21 protein-coding genes are annotated in these 19,705 nt (G+C 29.1%); 19 read left to right on the top strand and 2 right to left on the bottom strand.

The genetic code is table 11. From position 1 onward, the window contains the following. Window positions 1-227 precede the first annotated feature (227 nt). The 7 genes from CDLVIII_RS17075 (at window position 228) to CDLVIII_RS17050 (ending at window position 6,324) form a co-directional block, all read left to right on the top strand. On the top strand, window positions 228-1,247 hold the full coding sequence (locus CDLVIII_RS17075; protein ID WP_009170704.1) for an SDR family oxidoreductase: 1,020 nt from the start codon (window positions 228-230) through the stop codon (window positions 1,245-1,247). A gap of 123 nt (window positions 1,248-1,370) precedes the next feature. Then, the gene (locus CDLVIII_RS17070; protein ID WP_009170703.1) at window positions 1,371-1,664 is read left to right on the top strand and encodes a hypothetical protein; all 294 of its coding nucleotides are present in this window, start codon (window positions 1,371-1,373) and stop codon (window positions 1,662-1,664) included. 151 nt (window positions 1,665-1,815) lie between these two features. After that, a complete protein-coding gene (locus CDLVIII_RS17065; RefSeq protein ID WP_009170702.1) occupies window positions 1,816-2,781 on the top strand; it encodes a tRNA-dihydrouridine synthase family protein in 966 nt (321 codons plus the stop codon). Window positions 2,782-3,291: 510 nt separating this feature from the next. Next, on the top strand, window positions 3,292-3,516 hold the full coding sequence (locus CDLVIII_RS30030; RefSeq protein ID WP_009170700.1) for a ferrous iron transport protein A: 225 nt from the start codon (window positions 3,292-3,294) through the stop codon (window positions 3,514-3,516). 63 nt (window positions 3,517-3,579) lie between these two features. Then, window positions 3,580-5,388 (top strand): ferrous iron transport protein B, encoded by a 1,809-nt coding sequence (feoB, locus tag CDLVIII_RS17055; protein WP_009170699.1) that lies wholly within the window; start codon window positions 3,580-3,582, stop codon window positions 5,386-5,388. A 65-nt stretch (window positions 5,389-5,453) separates the two neighbouring features. Beyond that, the gene (locus tag CDLVIII_RS30025; RefSeq protein ID WP_009170698.1) at window positions 5,454-5,615 is read left to right on the top strand and encodes a FeoB-associated Cys-rich membrane protein; all 162 of its coding nucleotides are present in this window, start codon (window positions 5,454-5,456) and stop codon (window positions 5,613-5,615) included. A gap of 175 nt (window positions 5,616-5,790) precedes the next feature. Further along, window positions 5,791-6,324, top strand: coding sequence for a metal-dependent hydrolase (locus tag CDLVIII_RS17050; protein WP_009170697.1), 534 nt, complete (start codon window positions 5,791-5,793; stop codon window positions 6,322-6,324). Window positions 6,325-6,417: 93 nt separating this feature from the next. Here CDLVIII_RS17050 and CDLVIII_RS17045 read toward each other — a convergent pair whose 3' ends face one another. After that, window positions 6,418-7,356, bottom strand: a complete 939-nt coding sequence (locus tag CDLVIII_RS17045) for a DUF1189 domain-containing protein (protein WP_009170696.1) — start codon at window positions 7,354-7,356, stop codon at window positions 6,418-6,420. Window positions 7,357-7,742: 386 nt separating this feature from the next. Here CDLVIII_RS17045 and CDLVIII_RS17040 point away from each other — a divergent pair, with 386 nt between their 5' ends. The 9 genes from CDLVIII_RS17040 (at window position 7,743) to CDLVIII_RS17000 (ending at window position 15,654) form a co-directional block, all read left to right on the top strand. Continuing rightward, window positions 7,743-8,171 (top strand): 6-carboxytetrahydropterin synthase, encoded by a 429-nt coding sequence (locus CDLVIII_RS17040; protein ID WP_009170695.1) that lies wholly within the window; start codon window positions 7,743-7,745, stop codon window positions 8,169-8,171. Between the two features lie 16 nt (window positions 8,172-8,187). Further along, on the top strand, window positions 8,188-8,856 hold the full coding sequence (gene queE / locus CDLVIII_RS17035) for a putative 7-carboxy-7-deazaguanine synthase QueE (protein WP_009170694.1): 669 nt from the start codon (window positions 8,188-8,190) through the stop codon (window positions 8,854-8,856). Window positions 8,857-8,980: 124 nt separating this feature from the next. Further along, entirely contained in the window at window positions 8,981-9,574 is a 594-nt protein-coding gene (folE, locus tag CDLVIII_RS17030; protein WP_009170693.1) for a GTP cyclohydrolase I FolE, read from the top strand. 53 nt (window positions 9,575-9,627) lie between these two features. Further along, window positions 9,628-10,281: a 7-cyano-7-deazaguanine synthase QueC gene (gene queC / locus CDLVIII_RS17025; RefSeq protein ID WP_009170692.1), complete on the top strand. Its 654-nt coding sequence runs from the start codon at window positions 9,628-9,630 to the stop codon at window positions 10,279-10,281. A 35-nt stretch (window positions 10,282-10,316) separates the two neighbouring features. Further along, on the top strand, window positions 10,317-10,820 hold the full coding sequence (gene queF / locus CDLVIII_RS17020) for a preQ(1) synthase (protein ID WP_009170691.1): 504 nt from the start codon (window positions 10,317-10,319) through the stop codon (window positions 10,818-10,820). Window positions 10,821-11,032: 212 nt separating this feature from the next. Next, window positions 11,033-12,250, top strand: a complete 1,218-nt coding sequence (locus tag CDLVIII_RS17015) for an NAD(P)/FAD-dependent oxidoreductase (protein WP_009170690.1) — start codon at window positions 11,033-11,035, stop codon at window positions 12,248-12,250. 93 nt (window positions 12,251-12,343) lie between these two features. Continuing rightward, window positions 12,344-12,997, top strand: a complete 654-nt coding sequence (cmk, locus tag CDLVIII_RS17010) for a (d)CMP kinase (protein WP_035301831.1) — start codon at window positions 12,344-12,346, stop codon at window positions 12,995-12,997. 13 nt (window positions 12,998-13,010) lie between these two features. Further along, window positions 13,011-14,915 carry a bifunctional 4-hydroxy-3-methylbut-2-enyl diphosphate reductase/30S ribosomal protein S1 gene (locus CDLVIII_RS17005; protein ID WP_009170688.1) on the top strand — a complete coding sequence of 635 codons (1,905 nt, stop codon included), beginning with the start codon at window positions 13,011-13,013 and terminating at the stop codon, window positions 14,913-14,915. Window positions 14,916-15,042: 127 nt separating this feature from the next. Next, complete coding sequence (locus CDLVIII_RS17000) at window positions 15,043-15,654, top strand: NUDIX hydrolase (RefSeq protein WP_009170687.1); 612 nt, start codon at window positions 15,043-15,045, stop codon at window positions 15,652-15,654. Window positions 15,655-15,723: 69 nt separating this feature from the next. On the opposite strand, the gene CDLVIII_RS16995 is transcribed toward CDLVIII_RS17000, so the two are convergent. Further along, window positions 15,724-17,016, bottom strand: a complete 1,293-nt coding sequence (locus CDLVIII_RS16995) for an NCS2 family permease (protein WP_009170686.1) — start codon at window positions 17,014-17,016, stop codon at window positions 15,724-15,726. Between the two features lie 224 nt (window positions 17,017-17,240). On the opposite strand from CDLVIII_RS16995, the gene CDLVIII_RS16990 reads away from it, so the two are divergent. The 3 genes from CDLVIII_RS16990 (at window position 17,241) to CDLVIII_RS16985 (ending at window position 19,680) form a co-directional block, all read left to right on the top strand. Next, window positions 17,241-18,566 (top strand): ATP-binding protein, encoded by a 1,326-nt coding sequence (locus CDLVIII_RS16990; protein WP_009170685.1) that lies wholly within the window; start codon window positions 17,241-17,243, stop codon window positions 18,564-18,566. Between the two features lie 133 nt (window positions 18,567-18,699). Further along, a complete protein-coding gene (locus CDLVIII_RS31420; RefSeq protein WP_186005506.1) occupies window positions 18,700-18,849 on the top strand; it encodes a hypothetical protein in 150 nt (49 codons plus the stop codon). Between the two features lie 192 nt (window positions 18,850-19,041). Then, window positions 19,042-19,680: a pentapeptide repeat-containing protein gene (locus CDLVIII_RS16985; protein WP_009170683.1), complete on the top strand. Its 639-nt coding sequence runs from the start codon at window positions 19,042-19,044 to the stop codon at window positions 19,678-19,680. Window positions 19,681-19,705 lie beyond the last annotated feature (25 nt).

Genomic DNA, 19,705 nt, shown 5'->3' with positions numbered 1-19,705 from the left:
GTAGCTTATATGAAAACGATTATCTAAAAGCGTCATAATACTATTCTGAGTCGTATTACGAAATATAATATTGATATGCATATTAACTATATAAAGTTAAGTATTATTTTTAGTTTTATTATGTAAAAGTTAGGTAGTATTATGCTATTGACAGCATAATAATCCAAGTATAGTATTATATTTAATTATGATAAAATGTTTACATGACATGAAAGGTGTGTTAATGGATGAAAGCGTTATTAATAGGTGGAACAGGAAGAATTAGTCTAGCTATTTCAAAGTTATTAATCAAAAAAGGATGGGATCTTTATTTACTTAATCGTGCTAATCGCTCAACTGAGCTTGAAAGTGCTAAAGTAAATTTTATAGTTTCTGACGTTAATGATGAAGAAAAGGTACAAGGCTTATTAAGCGGAATGGAGTTTGACGTTGTAGCAGATTTTATAGCATTTACACCAGATCAACTAGAAAGAGATTACAGATTATTTAAGGGCAGAACAAAGCAATTTATTTTCATAAGTTCAGCTTCAGCTTATCAAAAACCACTATGTGATTACAGAGTTAACGAAGGCACACCACTTTCAAATCCTTACTGGGATTATTCTAGAAATAAGATTGCCTGCGAGGAATATTTAATTAAATTATATAGAGAAGAAGGATTCCCAATTACCATAGTTAGACCAAGTCATACATATGATGAACGTTCTATTCCATTTGCTGTTACTGGCAATAATGGAAGCTGGCAGGTTGCAAAAAGAATGTTAGAAGGAAAACCTGTTATTATTAATGGTGATGGAACATCATTATGGACTATGACTCATAATAGTGATTTTGCAAAAGGTTTTGTTGGATTAATGAGTAATATACATGCAATTGGTGAAGCAGTTCAAATAACTTCAGATGAGACCTTAACTTGGAATCAGATTTATCAAACAATAGCTGATGCTTTAGGTGTGAAATTGAATGCTTTTTACGTTTCATCAATGTTTTTAGATGTTTGCAGCGATCAAGATTTTAAGGGAGGACTCATTGGAGATAAAGCCAATTCAGTTGTATTTGATAATTCAAAATTAAAACGTCTTGTACCAGAGTTTGTAGCTACAACACGATTTGATCAAGGAATAAGAAAAACAATTGAATATGTTTTAAAACATCCTGAGTGCCAGACTTTGGATAAAGAATTTGATAACTGGTGCGATAAGGTCATTTCAGTATTGAATAAAGCTGTTGAAGAAATAAATGATTAATAAAAAATAAGGTGCTACACGGCACCTTATTTTTTATTATATATATAAATTCTGCTATTAAAGCAAATATGCATTACTAAATTTAAATAGTCATCTATATAATGATAATGAGGTGATTGTATTATGAGTTTTAAAGAAACATTTAAACAAATGAAAGCTGAAAAAGATAAAAAACTTCAGGAGAAGATTGAGAAATTAGATGATGATGAATTAAAAGAGTTCAGCAAGCTGAAATATAAAACACACTTGCAATTAATTCTGGCAGGAGTTATATGCCTTATATTTGGAGTATTTATATCACCTTTATTACTGGTATCTGTCATATTTTTTGTATTAGGCTTTATATGGATGGGTACTCATTGGCAACAAATAAAAGATGAGTACGATAGTAAAAGGCACATTAATAGAAAATTTTAAGATAAACCTAAAAGCGCTTACTAAATAAGTAGGTGCTATTTTTTTATTCTTACGAGGAATTTATAATAACGAAAATTTATATACCTATACAAAAGTATATTTGTCATATACAATATAGTTTGAAATTATTTATAATTAGGAGTTTTATAAGATGAAATACTTTTTTGCACCATTAGAAGGTGTTACTGGATACATATATAGAAATGCATATCAAACTTTCTTTGGAGGAATTGATAAATACTTTATGCCCTTTATCTCACCGACTAAGAATAAAGGATTTACTTCTAGAGAATTGAATGATGTAATACCTGAACATAATCAAGGAATTCCTGTTATTCCTCAAATACTTACAAATAATTCCGAATACTTCATTTATACAGTAAATGAATTGATTAAATTTGGCTATGATGAGATTAACTTAAACTTAGGATGCCCATCTGGCACAGTTGTAGCCAAACATAAAGGTTCAGGATTTCTATCACAAAGAAAGGAGCTTGATGAATTTTTAGAAGACACATTCTCAAAAACGTCAGTGAAGATTTCTATAAAAACAAGAATCGGAAAAGAATCTCCAGAAGAATTTTATGATTTAATTGAGATCTTTAACAAATATCCTATAGATGAACTTATTATTCATCCAAGAATACAAACAGACTTTTATAAAAATAAGCCTAATATGAAGGTATTTGATGATGCACTAGCATTAAGTAAAAATCCTGTTTGTTATAATGGTGACATTTTTAATATGAGCGACTATGAGAAATTAATAGAAAACCATCAATGTTTAGATAAAGTAATGTTAGGACGAGGACTTATTGCAAACCCAGCATTAATACGAGAAATAAAAAATAATCATAGTTTAAATAAACTGGAGCTGAAAGCTTTTCATGATACGGTTCTTAGAGGGTATAAAGAAATACTTTCTGGAGATAAGAATGTATTGTTTAAAATGAAAGAACTTTGGTTTTATATGATACATATGTTTATAGAAAATGATAAATATGCAAAGCAAATAAGAAAGACAGAGCGATTAAGCGATTATGAAATAATTGTAGCAAACCTATTTCAAGAACTTGATATAGATGAAACGCCTCTACGAGGATTTAAATCTAATTAATAATAAAATGCTTTAATTATTATAAAAATGATAGCAACTAATGGTATTGCTATCATTTAATTTGTGCTTCTAAATATAGTTTCCGTATTTATATAAATGATAACAATGCTTTATTTATGATTATTTTTGTTAGAGATATGATCATTATCATGTTTATCTTCTTTAGTTCTGTCAGTATTGCTTTTATCATTCTTATTCTTATTATATTGAGAAGAACCCATAACTTTCACCACCTTACTTTAGTTTTATTATTTACGCAAAAACGCCAGGATATTCATTCATTTTTATAGTGATAGAAATCTGAAAATATTAGCATAATGTTAAATACATAGAATAAGTAGTTCAAGATACAATTATTTTTTATAAATGGAGACCTTACGAATTTTATATTTTAGAATCTTTCTATTTTTCGAATTTTTGAGGAAAAAAGAGGATTTTTATATTGAAAAATTTAACCAATAATGATATTCTTAATTATATGATAAGTAATTTCATTTAGGAGGTGGCATTATTAATATTTGTAGTTTAAATCCAGGAGAAAAAGGAATAATTTCATCAATTAAAGGAGATTCAAAATTAATTAAAAGGTTATTTGCGTTAGGATGTATTGAAGGAACTGAAGTTGAGCTAAAGAGAGCAGCACCACTTGGAGATCCTGTTATTATAAATTTTAGAGGATTTGATTTGGCTATAAGAAAAAAAGATGCTAAAAACATTTTATTGAAAAGAGCATAGTGTTACAATATATTATTATAGATACAAAATCCAATTATTACCAGAGTGAGGGAGACGTAAAAAATGATCAATGTAGCATTACTTGGTAATCCCAATGTAGGAAAAACAACGTTATATAATGCACTTACCGGTTCCAATCAATATGTTGGAAATTGGCCAGGCGTTACGGTAGATAAAAAAGAAGGTTTTCTTTTTGACGATATAAAAATAGTAGATTTGCCAGGAATATATGCCATGGATACATTCTCAAATGAAGAAAAAGTATCTAAGAGTTATTTAGAAGAAGGCAATGTGGATTTAATATTAAACATTGTAGATGCATCTAATCTCAATAGAAATTTATATCTTACCACCCAGCTTAAGCAATTTAATATTCCAATTGTAATGGCACTAAATATGATTGATATTTCTGAAAGCAAGGGAATAACAATTGATTATGATAAGCTTTCTAAAGAATTGGATGTAGAAGTAATTCCTATTGTTGCAGGGAAAAATATAGGAATTAGTAAAATTAAAGAGCGATTAAAGAACGGTAATTTTAAAGAACCTTTAAATAATAAAAAATATAGGTTCTCTTCTGAGAAAGATGCATATATTTTTATAGAGGATGTATTAAAATCCTGTATCACAAAAAGAGCTGAGAATCAAGAAACTATTACTGAAAAATTAGATAAGTTTATATTGCACCCATTTCTAGCATATCCAATTTTTTTGCTATTAATGGCTTTGATGTTTCAACTTACGTTTGCGTGGATTGGACAACCTATTTCTGACTTGCTGGACAATATTTTAAATGAACTGATTATACCAGGAGCTAGAGAAATGCTTTCAGGTTCATCTCCATGGTTCAGTTCTCTTATAGTCGATGGAATAATTTCAGGAGTTGGAGGAATTATAGTATTATTACCAATAATACTGGTTCTATTTATCTGCATAACCATACTAGAAGATAGTGGATATATGGCAAGAGTAGCATTTATGATGGATAAATTAATGAGAAAAATGGGACTTTCGGGGAAAGCATTCATTCCCATGATAATAGGCTTTGGATGTACTGTACCAGCAATAATGACAGCAAGAACGTTAGAAAGTGAGAAAGATAGAAAGCTTACTGCGCTTCTTGTTCCATTTATGTCGTGTAATGCAAGACTTCCGGTTTATACAGTTTTTGCAGCAGTATTTTTTAAATCACATAGAGGATTAGCAGTATCCTCGCTATATTTACTTGGAGTAATGGTTGCATTTTTACTTGGTATTCTATTTAAAAACACATATTTTAAGAAGGATGAAGAACCGTTTATAATTGAAATTCCAGAATATAAAATGCCAAAAGTTAATTCGGTCTATAAGCAGACATTGGATAAAGCCAGTGGATTTTTAAAGAAAGCTTCAACTATTATATTTGCAATGAGCGTATTAGTATGGTTTCTATCGAACTTTAGTATTCATGGGATGGTTGATCAGGTTGATGATAGTATATTAGCATCGATTGGAAGTGTACTTGCACCGATATTTAAACCATTGGGCTTTGGAAATTGGCAGTCGGCAGTATCACTTCTTTCAGGGCTATTAGCAAAGGAATCTGTTTTAGCTTCAATGCAGGTAATTTTCTCAGGAGATTTAGCAGTTGTTTTACCACTGCACTTTTCTACTATTTCTGCTTATGCTTTTTTAGTATTTGTATTACTGTATACTCCATGTATCTCTACAATTGGTACTATGCAAAAGGAATATGGAACAAAGTTTACATTGTTTTCCGTACTTTTTCAATTAATCGTTGCATGGATTGCAGCATACTTTGTGTATAATGCAGGCGGTTTGATTATTAATTTGCTTCGCATGTATTTAAGAATAAATAATATGTTTTTTTGATATATGTAGTTTAAAAATAACGTTATTAATTGTATATTTTTATTGATTTAAGAAGGTGATTTTAAATGTTAGAGATAACAATTACCATAGCTATTGTATTTATTGCAGGATGTATTATAGTTAAATCATTTAAGAATTCTTCAAAAGGCAAGTGTGATTGTGGTTGTAAAAATTGCAAAGCCAAAGAAACTTGCTCTAGTAAAAGCAATATTTCAATAAAGAAGTGAACTTAACACATGATATGTCTTATATGAAATGCTAAGTATAAATACAGATAGAAACGATATTCCACTAAGATAATAAATATTTTAGTGGAATATTTTATTTTATTAGAAGATTTATAGTATAATAGCAAAATGAACATACTTTAACAAAAGATTACAAAGAATAGGAGTACATAAGATGACTTATAAAACACATTTAAATGGTGGGATATTAGCGGGGCTTTATATTATAGGCTCTAAGATTATAAATGTTCCTATAATACCTTCAATAATATTTTTAGGGGGAGCAGTACTAGGAAGTTTACTTCCTGACATTGATCATAAAAACAGCTATATTGGTAAAAAAACTAAAGGCGTATCTAAAACTATAAATAAGCTGGCAGGGCATAGAAAATTATTTCACGCCCCGTTTTTATATTTGCTGCTATATTCATTAAGCATTGGCGCATCTTTGCAGGAATTAATACTGATTGGTTTGAAGGGGATTTTTATTGGTATACTATCGCATTTGATTTTAGATAGTTTTACGATTGGAGGACTTCCGTGGTTTTTCCCTTTAAGTAAGAAAAAATTTTCATTAGGGAATATTAAAACTAATAGTAAACTTGAAGAAATATTTTGCGGAATTTTACTTTTTACAAATGTAATTATAGTTCTAGATATATTTAAAATAACCTCAATCTTTACCTTTACACAACATTTTAGACAATAAATAAGAGCTGAATAAAGTGAAGAATAGTTCATTTTATCCAGCTCTTATTAGTTTAGTACAACACATTAACGAATACATATAACTCTATTAATATTATTTCATTAAATTTAAATTGGATTTATTAGTATCCTTTAGCTCATTTATAGCCAATCCACAGTAGAGCAACGTAACCATATAAAATATAACCGAAAAATAATCAACATATATTCCAGCTATAAGCAATAAAGATTGAAGTAATAGTGGAAGTGTCATTGCGTAAAAACTTAACGTGCATGATCTAGAATAGTTTAATCTAACTTTCATAAGCGATCCTAGTAATAACGTAAGAGGTCCAAAAAATAAAAAAACTATAATCAAATTATCACAAAAATTAAATATTGGCTTAAATAACATGATAGTTATCGGCAAAATTATGTTTAATCCTGATAATTCGCTTAGAAAAACTTCATTATTTACATATAAACTATTGAAATCAGAAAATGAAGCATTTCCAATTGTTCTATAATTCTTTTTAACAAAAAATCCATTTGAATCAATGAATATACCATCCTTATAATTAGCTAAAACCGATGAATTCGTTTTTCCAGTAGTATCGACAATAATCATATAATAATTAGGTTTATCATCTTCTTCATCTGTTCCCGCATCTTCCAAGCCAATAGATTCAGAAGTATCTCCTGTATCAGAATTTAATAAAGTCATTTTATTAAATATAGATGCATACTCCGATACAAAATCAAATAAAAGATCTCCTGTATGTTTATAATAAATAGTTTCTTTAGAATCAACTGTTAATAAACCGTCCTTAAGTTCAAAGTCAGGAGCAGTTTCAACAAGATTATTTTGCATAGTGGATATCTCCGAAGTAATTAACGCTACATCTTTGAAATTGGTTAGAGTCGAAAATATTAATGTAACTAAAAAAATATATAAGATTGATCTTCCTAATCCTTGCTTTAAAAAATCTTTATAGGCGGAAAAATCAAAAAAGCTATACGCAAATTTATGCCTAAATCCCAGTTTGGTTTCCAAAAAATGACCTCCTTAAATTTTGAAAAGATTAATTGTTTCTTGATAATTATAGCACATTACTTAAATAATGTAACAGAAAGTTTGCATATTAAAACGAAATATGGTATTATTGACCTTGTAAATTTCATATGGACAGTTCATTAAGACCATCCTGTCCTTAAACAAAACTAGGCATTTTAATTTTAGATTTAAGAGAATTTAAGGTTAATTTTGTGTTGCTAGTTTTTAGTCATGCAGAATTAGCCTTTTTTATTTCTTAGAAATTCATAATAATGTTAAATCTGTTGATAACTTATTATGAGGAAGATATTCAATTAGGTTTATTATTAGATTTTATTATAATTACAAATAAATTAATTATTATACAGTGAAGTAAGGAGAATTATATGTTTAAAATAAAAAGTGAAGTACAATTTGATATGGCCCATTATTTAAGTGGTTATAATGGTAAATGCTCAAATATTCATGGGCATAGATATAGATTAATTGTTAAGTTAAAGTCTGAAACATTACATTCAGATGGACAGCTTAGAGGGATGGTTGATGATTTTTCTAATTTTAAAGAGGCTTTAAAAGAAATTGCTGAAATATTTGACCATAAGCTTATTTTAGAGGACAATGAGGAAGGCAGAACTTTAGCCGAAAAATTTAAAGAGCTTACGAACGATTTTAATACCTATTTTGTATCTTACAGGCCAACAGCAGAGGAAATGTCCAGGGATATTTTTAATAGGCTAAAGGAAAAAGGATTGCCTGTATGTGAAGTAGAATTGTTTGAAACTCCAAATAATAGCTGCATATATACAGAAGATTAATTGGAGGTATATAAAAATGTTTAATGTTATAGAAAAATTTCTATCAATAGACGGGGAAGGCCCAACGTCAGGAGAAATTGCTACATTTATAAGATTTCAAGGCTGTAATTTAAGATGTTCTTGGTGTGATACTACTTATTCATGGGATAAGGGCAATATCTCAGAATTTTTAAGTATTGAAGAAATATACAATTACATAAAGGAAAATAAGGCAGTAAATGTTACTTTGACTGGTGGTGAACCACTTATTCAAGAAAATATAGATAAACTTTTAAGTGTATTAAATTGTGATAATAATTTAAAGATACATATAGAAACTAATGGATCTGTAGATATAGAACCTTTTAAGAAAAAGCATTTAAATGATAATATAAGTTATATTATAGATTTCAAGTTACCAAGCAGTAAAATGACAGATAAAATGAACTTAAATAATTTAAAAGTTGTAGGCAAAAATGATGTTTATAAATTTGTAGTCGGCAGTCATGAAGATTTAAAAATGGCTTATGAAATAATTAAGAAATATGACTTGATATCTAAGTGCTTGGTTTATTTAAGTCCTGTTTCGGGAAATATAGATATGCAGGATATTGTTGAGTTTATGAAAGAAAATAAATTAAACAATGTCAAATTGCAGGTACAGCTTCATAAAATTATTTGGAATAAGAATACAAGGGGAGTTTAAAAATATAGTTATCTCCAGATTCTATTCGGTCAGTATACTTTATATTGTTTGAATAGAAATCGTCCTAGTAATTAAAAAATAAAACATGCGATTAGATTAGGTTATAATGTGAGGAGGCTTTAAAATGCCAAAGAAGATAGATACTAAAAAGATAGAGGAATGTATAAGAGAAATATTAATTGCATTGGGAGATGATCCAAACAGAGAGGGATTATTGGATACACCAAAAAGAGTTGCTAAAATGTATGAAGAAGTTTTTGAGGGAATGACACATACAAATGAAGAAATAGCAAAAATGTTTGGAACTACCTTTGAAAATGAAGATACAATTTCTGAAATTAATAATAACATGGTTGTAGTAAAAGATATACCAATACACAGTTACTGTGAGCATCACTTGGCGCTAATGTATAATATGAAAGTTTCTGTAGTTTATATACCTAAAGAAAAGATAATCGGACTTAGCAAGATTTCAAGAATAGCAGATATGGTTGGAAGGAGACTTCAGCTTCAAGAACGTATAGGAAGCGATATAGCAGAAATTGTTTCATTTGTTACAGGCAGCAACGATGTTGGTGTTCTTATTACTGGAGAACATGGATGCATGACTTCAAGAGGTATAAAAAAGCCTGGAACACTCACAACCACTACAACTTTTACTGGAAGTTTTAAAACTAATGATATGTTAAGGCAGGAAGCTATATTAATTATGAAATAACTAATTTGAAACTAAATAAATTGAAATATATAAAAGTTTGGGAGGAATTTAATATGAATAAGAAGGCGGTAGTTGTATTTAGCGGGGGACAAGATTCTACAACATGTTTATTTTGGGCACTTAGGGAATTTGATGAGGTAATTGCTGTTACTTTTAATTATAATCAGAAGCATAAGAAAGAAATAGAATGTGCAACTGATATAGCTAAAGAATTAGGTATAGAGCATCATATATTAGATATGGGATTACTTAATCAATTAGCACCAAATGCGCTTACAAGAGATGATATAGAAATAAAGGCTGGTGAAAATGGTTCACTGCCATCAACTTTCGTTGAAGGACGTAATATGCTATTTTTAACTTTCGCAGGAGTACTTGCAAAAGTTAAAGGAGCACGACATATTGTAACTGGAGTATGCGAAACAGATTTTAGCGGATATCCTGACTGCAGAGATGTATTTATAAAGTCTCTTAATGTCACTTTGAATTTAGCCATGGATTATGAGTTCGTAGTTCACACGCCTTTAATGTGGATTGACAAAGCTGAAACATGGAAAATGGCAGATGAATTTGGAAAATTAGATTATGTAAGAGAAAAAACTCTTACTTGTTATAATGGCATAATCGGAGATGGTTGTGGAGAATGCCCAGCGTGTAAGCTTAGACAAAGAGGATTAGAACATTATTTAGAGAGTAGGAAAAAATAATTTTTGCATAAAGTTTTATTTAAAGGAGAAGAACAATGAGTGAAAGCGGAAGAAAATCAAAGGAACTTGAAGGATTATCACTTCTGGGAAACCAAGGAACAAAATATGATTATGGCTATAATCCTGGCGTATTAGAGGTCTTTGAGAATAAACATCCTGATAATGATTATTTTGTAAAATTTAATTGCCCAGAATTTACAAGTCTTTGTCCAATAACAGGCCAGCCTGATTTTGCTACAATTTATATTAGCTATATACCAAATATAAAAATGGTAGAAAGCAAGTCTTTAAAACTATATTTATTTAGTTTTAGAAATCATGGAGACTTTCATGAAGATTGTATGAATATAATCATGAAGGATTTAATAAAACTTATGGATCCTAGATATATAGAAGTTTGGGGTAAATTTACTCCAAGAGGTGGTATAAGCATAGATCCATATTGCAATTATGGAATGAAGGGTACAAAATATGAAGAAATGGCAAACTATAGAATGATGAATCATGATATGTATCCAGAAAAAGTAGACAACAGATAATTAAAACGGTTTACAACTCACGGTTTACAGTTATAGAAGAAAAGTCTATGACTTTTCTTAATATTTAAATTTATCTAATTATCATTAAGTGAAAATTTATTTATATTAGTACACTTAATCATAGATACATTTTTCAAACTCCTTTGGAGTTTGTTCATAAACTGTAAATTGTTAATTGTACATTGTTAACTGAATAAAGGTGGTTTTAAAAATTGAGTAAGGTTATTGTTATAGGCGCAGGCCCAGCAGGTATGATGGCTGCACTACATGCAGCAAAAAAACATGAGGTAATATTACTAGATGGTAATGAGAAACTTGGAAGAAAGCTTTTTATTACTGGTAAAGGAAGATGTAATGTAACTAACGCAAAGGATATATCAGAATTTTTTGATTATATTCCTGGTAATCCACATTTTCTATATAGTTCATTGTATAGTTTTACTAATAATGACACTATGGACTTTTTTGCAAATGAAGGAATTAAATTAAAGATTGAACGTGGTGATAGAGTTTTTCCTGAGTCTGATAAATCTTCAGATATAATAAAAGGTTTAGCTAATGCTTTAAGTAGAACAAATGTAAAAATTAAATTAAATTCAAGAGTAACAAATATAAAATTAAAAAATAAAATAATAACAGGTCTTGAAATAAACAATAAAGAGACTTTAAGTGGAGATTATTATATTATAGCAACAGGTGGAGCGTCGTATCCTCTTACAGGATCAAGAGGTGAAGGTCAAAAATTTGCGCAAATGCTAGGACATAATATTGTTCCATTAACTCCAGCATTAGTTCCAATTGAAATTGTAGATGCTAAAACTAAAGAACTCATGGGATTATCTTTAAAGAATGTGGAAGTAACTGTTAAAGAAAATGATAAAAAGGTTATCTATAAGAATTTTGGCGAAATGCTATTTACACATTTTGGAGTTTCTGGTCCTATTATATTAAGCGGCAGCAGGTTCATAGAAAAAGGTAAAAGCTATAGATTATATATTGATTTAAAGCCAGGTTTAAATCTAGGTGAATTAGATAAGCGTATTCAAAAGGATTTTAATAAGTATATTAATAAAGACTTCAAGAATTCTTTAGATGATCTTTTACCTCAGAAGTTAATACCTATGATCATTAATATATCTGGAATTTCAGAAAATAAAAAAGTAAATGAGATAACTAAAGATGAAAGAAAAAATTTGGTTAAATCAATAAAGGAACTAGCTTTTGATATAAAGGGCTTAAGGCCAATTGATGAAGCTATTGTGACTTCAGGAGGAGTAGATGTAAAAGAAATTGATCCTTCAACAATGAAATCCAAAATAATCGAAAATCTTTCATTTGCAGGAGAAGTAATGGATGTAGATGCTTTTACAGGTGGATATAATGTTCAGATTGCTTTTTCGACAGGCTTTATTGCTGGAACTAATATTTAGCAAGATAAAAATATTTTCTTGTTTGAATTGATAAAAAATTATATAATCTTATAGTAGACGTAAATTATGGGATACAGAAATGAGGAGAACGATTTGAAAATTTCAGTAGCAATAGACGGACCAGCAGGAGCAGGGAAAAGTACTATAGCAAAATTAGTTGGTAAGAGATATAATCTAATGTATATAAATACAGGAGCAATGTACAGGGCGGTAGCATTAAAATCAAAAGAAAATAACTTGCAGCCAGAAAATGTTGATGAAATTTGCACTCTAATAAAGGAAATGGAAATGCATTTTGAAAATGATGATTTAATATTAAATGGTGAAAATGTACAAGATAAAATAACAACACCAGAAATAAGTAGTATCGTATCAAATTATGCCAGCATTCCGGAGATTAGGGCTATGCTTGTTAGACTTCAACAGGAGATGTCAAATAAATTTGATGTAATTATGGATGGAAGAGATATCGGGACAGTTGTTTTAAAAGATGCAAGTTTCAAGTTCTTTTTAACAGCAAGTCCAGAAGAAAGAGCTAAAAGAAGATTTAATGAATTACATGCTAAAAACATAGAATGCTCATATGATCAAATTTTAAAGGGCATAATAGATAGAGATTATATTGATACCCACAGAGCTGCTGATCCTTTAAGAAAAGCTGACGATGCCATAGAAATAGACACTACTAGTCTAGATATTGATGGGGTTGTGAATGCAATTACTGAATACATAAGAAAAGAAAACTAGCAAGGAGGCTACGATGCGTGAAGTTGTTTTAGCTCAAAATGCAGGATTTTGTTTTGGAGTTCAAAGAGCTGTAGATGAGGCCATTAAAATTCAAGAAGAACATAATAAAAAAATTTATACTTTAGGACCATTAATACATAATAATGATGTTGTAAAGTATCTAGAAAGCAATAATATTTTTTCTATAGAATTTGAAGATATAGGTAGACTGGGTAAAGGTGACGTAATCGTTATAAGATCTCATGGTGTATCTGAGGCGATTATAGATGCACTTGAAAAAAAGGAATTAACTGTTATAAATGCTACATGTCCTTTTGTAGCGAATATTCAAAAAAAAGTTAAGAAATATTCAAAAGAGGGATATCATATAGTAATATTAGGAGATAAAAATCATCCAGAAGTTATAGGTATAAACGGATGGTGTGATGATAAAGCCATTATAACCAAGGATGGTACCTTTGAAGACAAAGTACCACATAAGGTATGTCTAGTAGCTCAAACTACTGAGAAATTAAAAAATTGGGAAGAAACTTTAAGAAATTTAAGTTGTGTAAATGAAGTATTAGCCTTTAATACTATTTGTGCAGCAACAGATGTCAGACAAAAAAGTGCAAGTAAAATATCAAAAGAAACAGATGCTATGATAGTAATTGGCGGAAAAAATAGTTCAAATACAACTAAATTATATCAAATCGCCAAAGAAAATTGTGAAAATACAATTCACATTGAAAATGCAAAAGATCTGCCAGAAAATTTAATAAAAAATAATAATATTAAAAAAATAGGAGTTACAGCTGGTGCATCAACACCAGATTGGATTATTAGGGAGGTACTAGATATTATGAATACAGAAAATAATAATTTTGAAGATCAATTATCATTAATGAACGAATTAGACAAGAGATTTGCTATTGGTGATGAAGTTCAAGGAGAAATACTTTCAAAAACTAGAGATTCTATTTTAGTTTCACTTGTAGGATATAAATCAGATGGGATTATTCCTTTTTCTGAGTTATCAGCTAAAGAAGATCCTATAACACTTTCTGAAAAGCTTAATGTTGGAGATAATATTACAGCTAAGGTAATAAAATTACAAAATAGCGATGGATATGTAGTATTATCAAGATTGGAATATGAAAGAGAAGAGGCTTTTAAGGAACTTGAAGAAATGTTTGCAAAAAACAGTACTTTTGAAGTTAGTATAAAAGAAGCTAAGGAAAAAGGGTTAATTGCTGATTATAAGGGTGTTAGAATCTTTATACCAGCATCTCAGATCGATATAAGGTTTACTGAGGATAAAAATCAATTCGTAGGGAAAAACCTAGAAGTAAAGTTAATAGATTTTTCTCTAAAAAATCCAGTGAAAATAGTGGCATCAAGAAGAATCATTTTAGAAGTAGCAAAAGATGCGGAAGATTCTAAGGCTTGGGAGAAATTCAACCTTGGTGATATTGTAAAAGGTGAAGTAAAAAGATTTACAAACTTTGGCGCATTTGTTGAAGTAAATGGTATAGATGGACTATTACATTTATCTCAAATATCTTGGAATCATGTTAAAAATGTAAGTGATGTACTTAAAGAAGGTCAAATAATTGATGTTAAGATAATAGGTCTTGATAAGGAAGCAAAAAAATTATCTTTAAGCATGAAAGAACTTATGCCTAAGCCATGGGAAAATGTTAAAGAAAAATATCCTGAAGAATCAATAGTGCTTGGAAAAGTTGTAAGACTTAATGATTTTGGAGCATTTGTTGAATTAGAACCAGGTGTAGATGGATTAGTTCATATTTCTAAGATTTCACATAGCAGAATAGAACATCCATCAGAAGTATTAAAAGTTGGTCAAGAAATAAAAGCAAAAATTTTAAGTGTTGATGAAGAAAATAAGAGAATCAGCCTAAGTATAAAAGATATTTAATTTGTAGAAAGAAGGAAGTTATTCCTTCTTTTTATTTATATGTATGACATCCTGGAAATTTGAAGTATAATTGTATTACGCTAAAATGATTAATATGATTCTTATATATAGGAAGGATAGCAAGAATATGAAAAAGAATAAAGTTACAAATATAAGAACTTTAGTGGAAACTAAATTTTTAAAATTATATGAAGCAGAATATGAAAATAAAGTTGGAAATACTAGAACTTGGACCATTGCTTCAAGGAAAGATAAGGATACTATTCAAAAGAATTTTTTTGAGAAGAAGGAAGATAATGTAGATGCTGTAATAATTGCAGCCTTTCATAAAGAGAAAAAGAAATTAGTCATAATAAAACAGTTCAGAATACCAATTAATGATTATATTTATGAATTAACTGCAGGTCTTATTGATCCAGGAGAAGATGCTAAGAGTACGATTAGTAGAGAATTGATGGAAGAAACAGGTTTAAAATTAGTAAATATAATCAAAAATAAAGGTAAAGAAAAAGTATATGTATCACCTGGCATGACTGATGAATCATTAGCTTTTGTATATTGCATTTGTGAAGGCGAAATAAGCGATGAACATTTAGAAGACGATGAATGTATTGAAGCAATATTAGTTTCTCAGGAAGAAGCTAAGAAGCTTATACAAAGCGATGAAAAGTTTGATATTAAATGTTTTTTACTTCTTCAAAGTTTTGCATTAATAGGAGAAAATTTATTTGAAGAATAATATAACCGCAAAAAAGAGATCCTATATGTGAATTAAAATGATCACATATAGGATCTCTTAATATTTGAATTAATGCATAAATGAATTTGCAATAAAATATAACAAGAAAATTAGTGGAGTAATATACATGGATATTGATAGCTGCTTATCTTTTTTATTACACAATTTGCAGATAGGATAAAGTATAAATCCAAAGGCAATTCCATCTATAATACTATATGTTAGCGGTATAGAAATTATAGTAATAAAACTCGGAATGAGTTCACTAAAATCATCAAAATTTAAATTTCTTAGATTTTGAGCCATTAAACATCCAAGAATAATAAGTATTGGTGCTATTGCTGCATTTGGAATTAGTGAAATTAATGGTATAAAGAATATTGATACTAAAAACAAAATTCCAGCAGCTAAAGATGTAAGTCCTGTTTTGCCACCAGCTGATATCCCAGCAGTTCCTTCTACAGCAGAAACAGTTGGACTAGATCCCAAAAGCGCAGAGGTTATAGTAGAAAATGATACTGCAATTAAAGCTTTTGAAGCTGCTTCAGATCTGTTTAGCATTCCTGCAACCTGACTTTGGATAATTCCTATATTTTCAAAAACTAGTACTAGCGTTAATGAAAAAGTTCCTATCCAAAATTTAATTTTCCCAAGAGAAGCAAAATCTAAATGGAAAAAGATGTCCTTATAGTTATTAAAGTCTGGCATGGAATAAGTTACATTATGAATATCGATAATTCCAAAGCAAACAGAAATCATTGTCCCTAAAATAATAGAAATTAGAAAACTCCCTGGTACTTTCTTTAGAAATAGCACAAGTGTTAATATCATAATTATAATAAATGCTAATACTTCTGGACTCGTAAGATCCCCCAGCTTAAGTAATGTGGTCGTATCCGAAACTATTAATTTAGATTTTTGAAGCCCAATAAACGTGATAAAAAGTCCTATACCTATGGTAATAGATTCTTTCAAATTATTAGGTATAGCTCTTACCAAAATGGTACTTAATGGGGTTATTGCAATAATTACAAATAGAATTCCTGCAATAAACACCGAGGTTAAGGCCTCGTAAAAGGAAAGACCTAAAGTTTGTACTAATGTGTAAGTAAATAGTGCATTAATGCCCATACCAGGCACTATGATTAGAGGTGTGTTACTTATAAAAGCAACTAAAAGACATCCGACGACAGAAGTAAACACCGTAGCAATTATTAATGGATTAATATTCATTCCAGAATCACTTAATATACTTGCATTTACAATAATAATGTAAGCTGCTGCAAAAAATGATGTAAGCGCCGCAAGCATTTCACTTCTAAATGTGACATTGTTTTCTTGTAATTTAAATAATTTTTTCATCCTTTCAACTCAACTTTCAAATCTCCCTCACCCACCCGCATAAAACGCAATTAATATTATAACATCATTTAGTAATGTGTCAATAACATTTCCACTTATTCTTATAGTATAGATGAATAGATAGATTGATATTTGGAATTGGATAGTTAAAGTGCTATAATATAGTTTAATATTTTAAATTATAAAAGCAATTTGCAATAAAACAATTATTGGGAGGCAAGAAGATGTATACAAATTCAGAAAACATGAGAAAAGCTAATATAATGATAAACTCATTATGCATTTTTACTAAGCTTAAAGAAGATGAAGTGATAAAAAAGTATAAAATACTTCTAGATTATCTAAGTACAGACAAAATAGAAATAACGACAGCTATAAGCATATATAATGATTTCGCTTATGGATTGTTAAATAAAACTTATGGAAGCTCTTTAAAGAAGTATATTGTAGATTTAATGTTTCTAGAAAGCAATCCATTTACAGATATGATTGATCGTAATGATTTAGGCAATGATGGTATTATAGCTCAAGTTTCATACGAGCTATGCGCCCTTCAATTTATAAGTGGTATTAAAACTGAGAGTATAAAAGAAGAAATTTTACATAAAACTAATCCTTTAGATTTTGAAGAAGATATTGTTAAAAATCTAATTGCTTTTGATAAGGAGATATTACACTGTAATAGCAAGAAAGCAATTGATAAATTAAAAGTTAGTATTTTAAGCTCAGAAAAGTGGGATAAATGTCTTGAAAGCATTATGACATTTTATAAACAATATGGAACAGGAGAATTTGGACATTATAGAGCCTTTGTCTGGGAGCATGAGGATAATAATGAATATTTAAGAGGTATAGAAACACCAGATCCTATAAGATTAAAAGATTTAGTAGGGTATGAAGATCAAAAGGATATAATAATTGATAATACAAGACAATTTTTAAATGGTTATCCAGCCAATAATCTTTTGTTATACGGCTCAAGAGGTACTGGGAAATCATCAACTGTTAAAGCTATAACAAATGAATTCTATGATGAGGGTTTAAGACTTATAGAAGTAGATAAAAATAAGCTTGCTGATTTTACAAAGATAATACGAATACTAAAGAACAAAAATTTAAAATTTATAATATTTGTAGATGATTTAGTATTTGAAGAAGGAGAGGCGAGCTATTCAGCACTAAAGACTATTTTAGAAGGCGGTGTTGAAAATAGATCTAATAACATATTAATTTATGCAACTACAAATAGAAAGCATCTAGTAAAGGAAACCTTCAGTGAAAGAGCAGGAGACGATGTACATGCTAATGATGCAATAGAAGAAAAACTATCATTAGCAGATAGGTTTGGAATTACTGTATCATTCTATTCACCTGATCAAAAGGAATATTTAAAAATAGTTAATGGAATAGTTGAAGCAAGGGGAATTGAAGTCGATAAGGAATATCTTCGCGCTGAAGCACTAAAATGGGTAATGTGGTATAATGCACGTTCCCCAAGAACTGCTATACAATTTGTAAATTGGCTTGAGGGTAAATTGAATACCAAGTAATAATTTCTTTTTATTTTATGGACCCCTTTGTTTTTAAAATCGTGTTTGTGTTATTATATTATATTCTCTATAAAAGGCATACATAACTTTGCTCTCCTAACTAATAATATAAATTAGAAAGGAGATGATGCAATTGTCCAAAAATAAAAAAGATAAGTTAATTTTACAAACTGGTGAACTGTCTCAAAGCAAAGTTAAATCTTACGTTGAAAGAGAGCGAGATGATTTAAGAACAAAAAGAGTTTCTAGAGGCAAAGATATAACCATAAATAATAAATATTAAGGACATAACAAGCATTAAACAACTGCATAATTTAAAATATGACTGTAACACATATTTTAAGTCTATGCAGTTGTTCTGTTATTTTTAAATTTATGCTAGTATATATAATTTTATGAAAGTATGCTAATATATAAATAAATAGGGGATTAAATCAGAAAATTCAACAATTCGATTAATGGAAGGAAAGAGCTAATGGCAACAAATAGAAGCGCACCAGAAAATTTTTATTATGATAATGCTGAAAAGACTAATAAAAATTTTATTTATAAAAATCTTAAAAGAAGTAAATGTTATAATTGTAATTTTTCAAATTCAAATTTTGATTACGCTAGTTTAAGAGGAGCTCACTTTAAAAAATGTAATTTTTTTAGATGCAGTTTTAAAGGATCTGAATTTATTGGTTCAAATTTAAAAGGTTGTAAATTTAAAGAAGCAAAATTTGAAGACACTATATTTGAAGGAGTTAATTTAGATGGAGTAGATTTTAAAGATGCATCATTTAAAAATACTTTTTTTGTAGGCTGCGACTTATCTGAGGCTAAAAATATAAGTGAAGCTAAAAATGGAATTCGTATTTTTGACGAAATGCCTGATATTAATATAGATGAAGATTTAGAAAAACTAGTGCTTGGACTAATGGATAATGAATTTATTAAAAAGTCAAGAATCTTTGATACAAAGGATGGAAAGATAAATACATTGACAATGATGATTTTAGGCGAAAAGTTTGATGAGAATACTTTAAGTGAAGGGCTTAACTATATTAAGTATGAGATAGATAGAGATTTTTACACACTTAGTTATGTTATTAGATTAATTCAAAATATGTAAATATCATATTTTTCAGTATAAAATA

Origin of the sequence: Clostridium sp. DL-VIII, assembly GCF_000230835.1 — a bacterium.
GTDB lineage: Bacteria > Bacillota > Clostridia > Clostridiales > Clostridiaceae > Clostridium.
The sequence above is the reverse complement of the archived record's forward strand: the minus strand, read 5'-3'. Positions and strand labels throughout refer to the sequence as shown.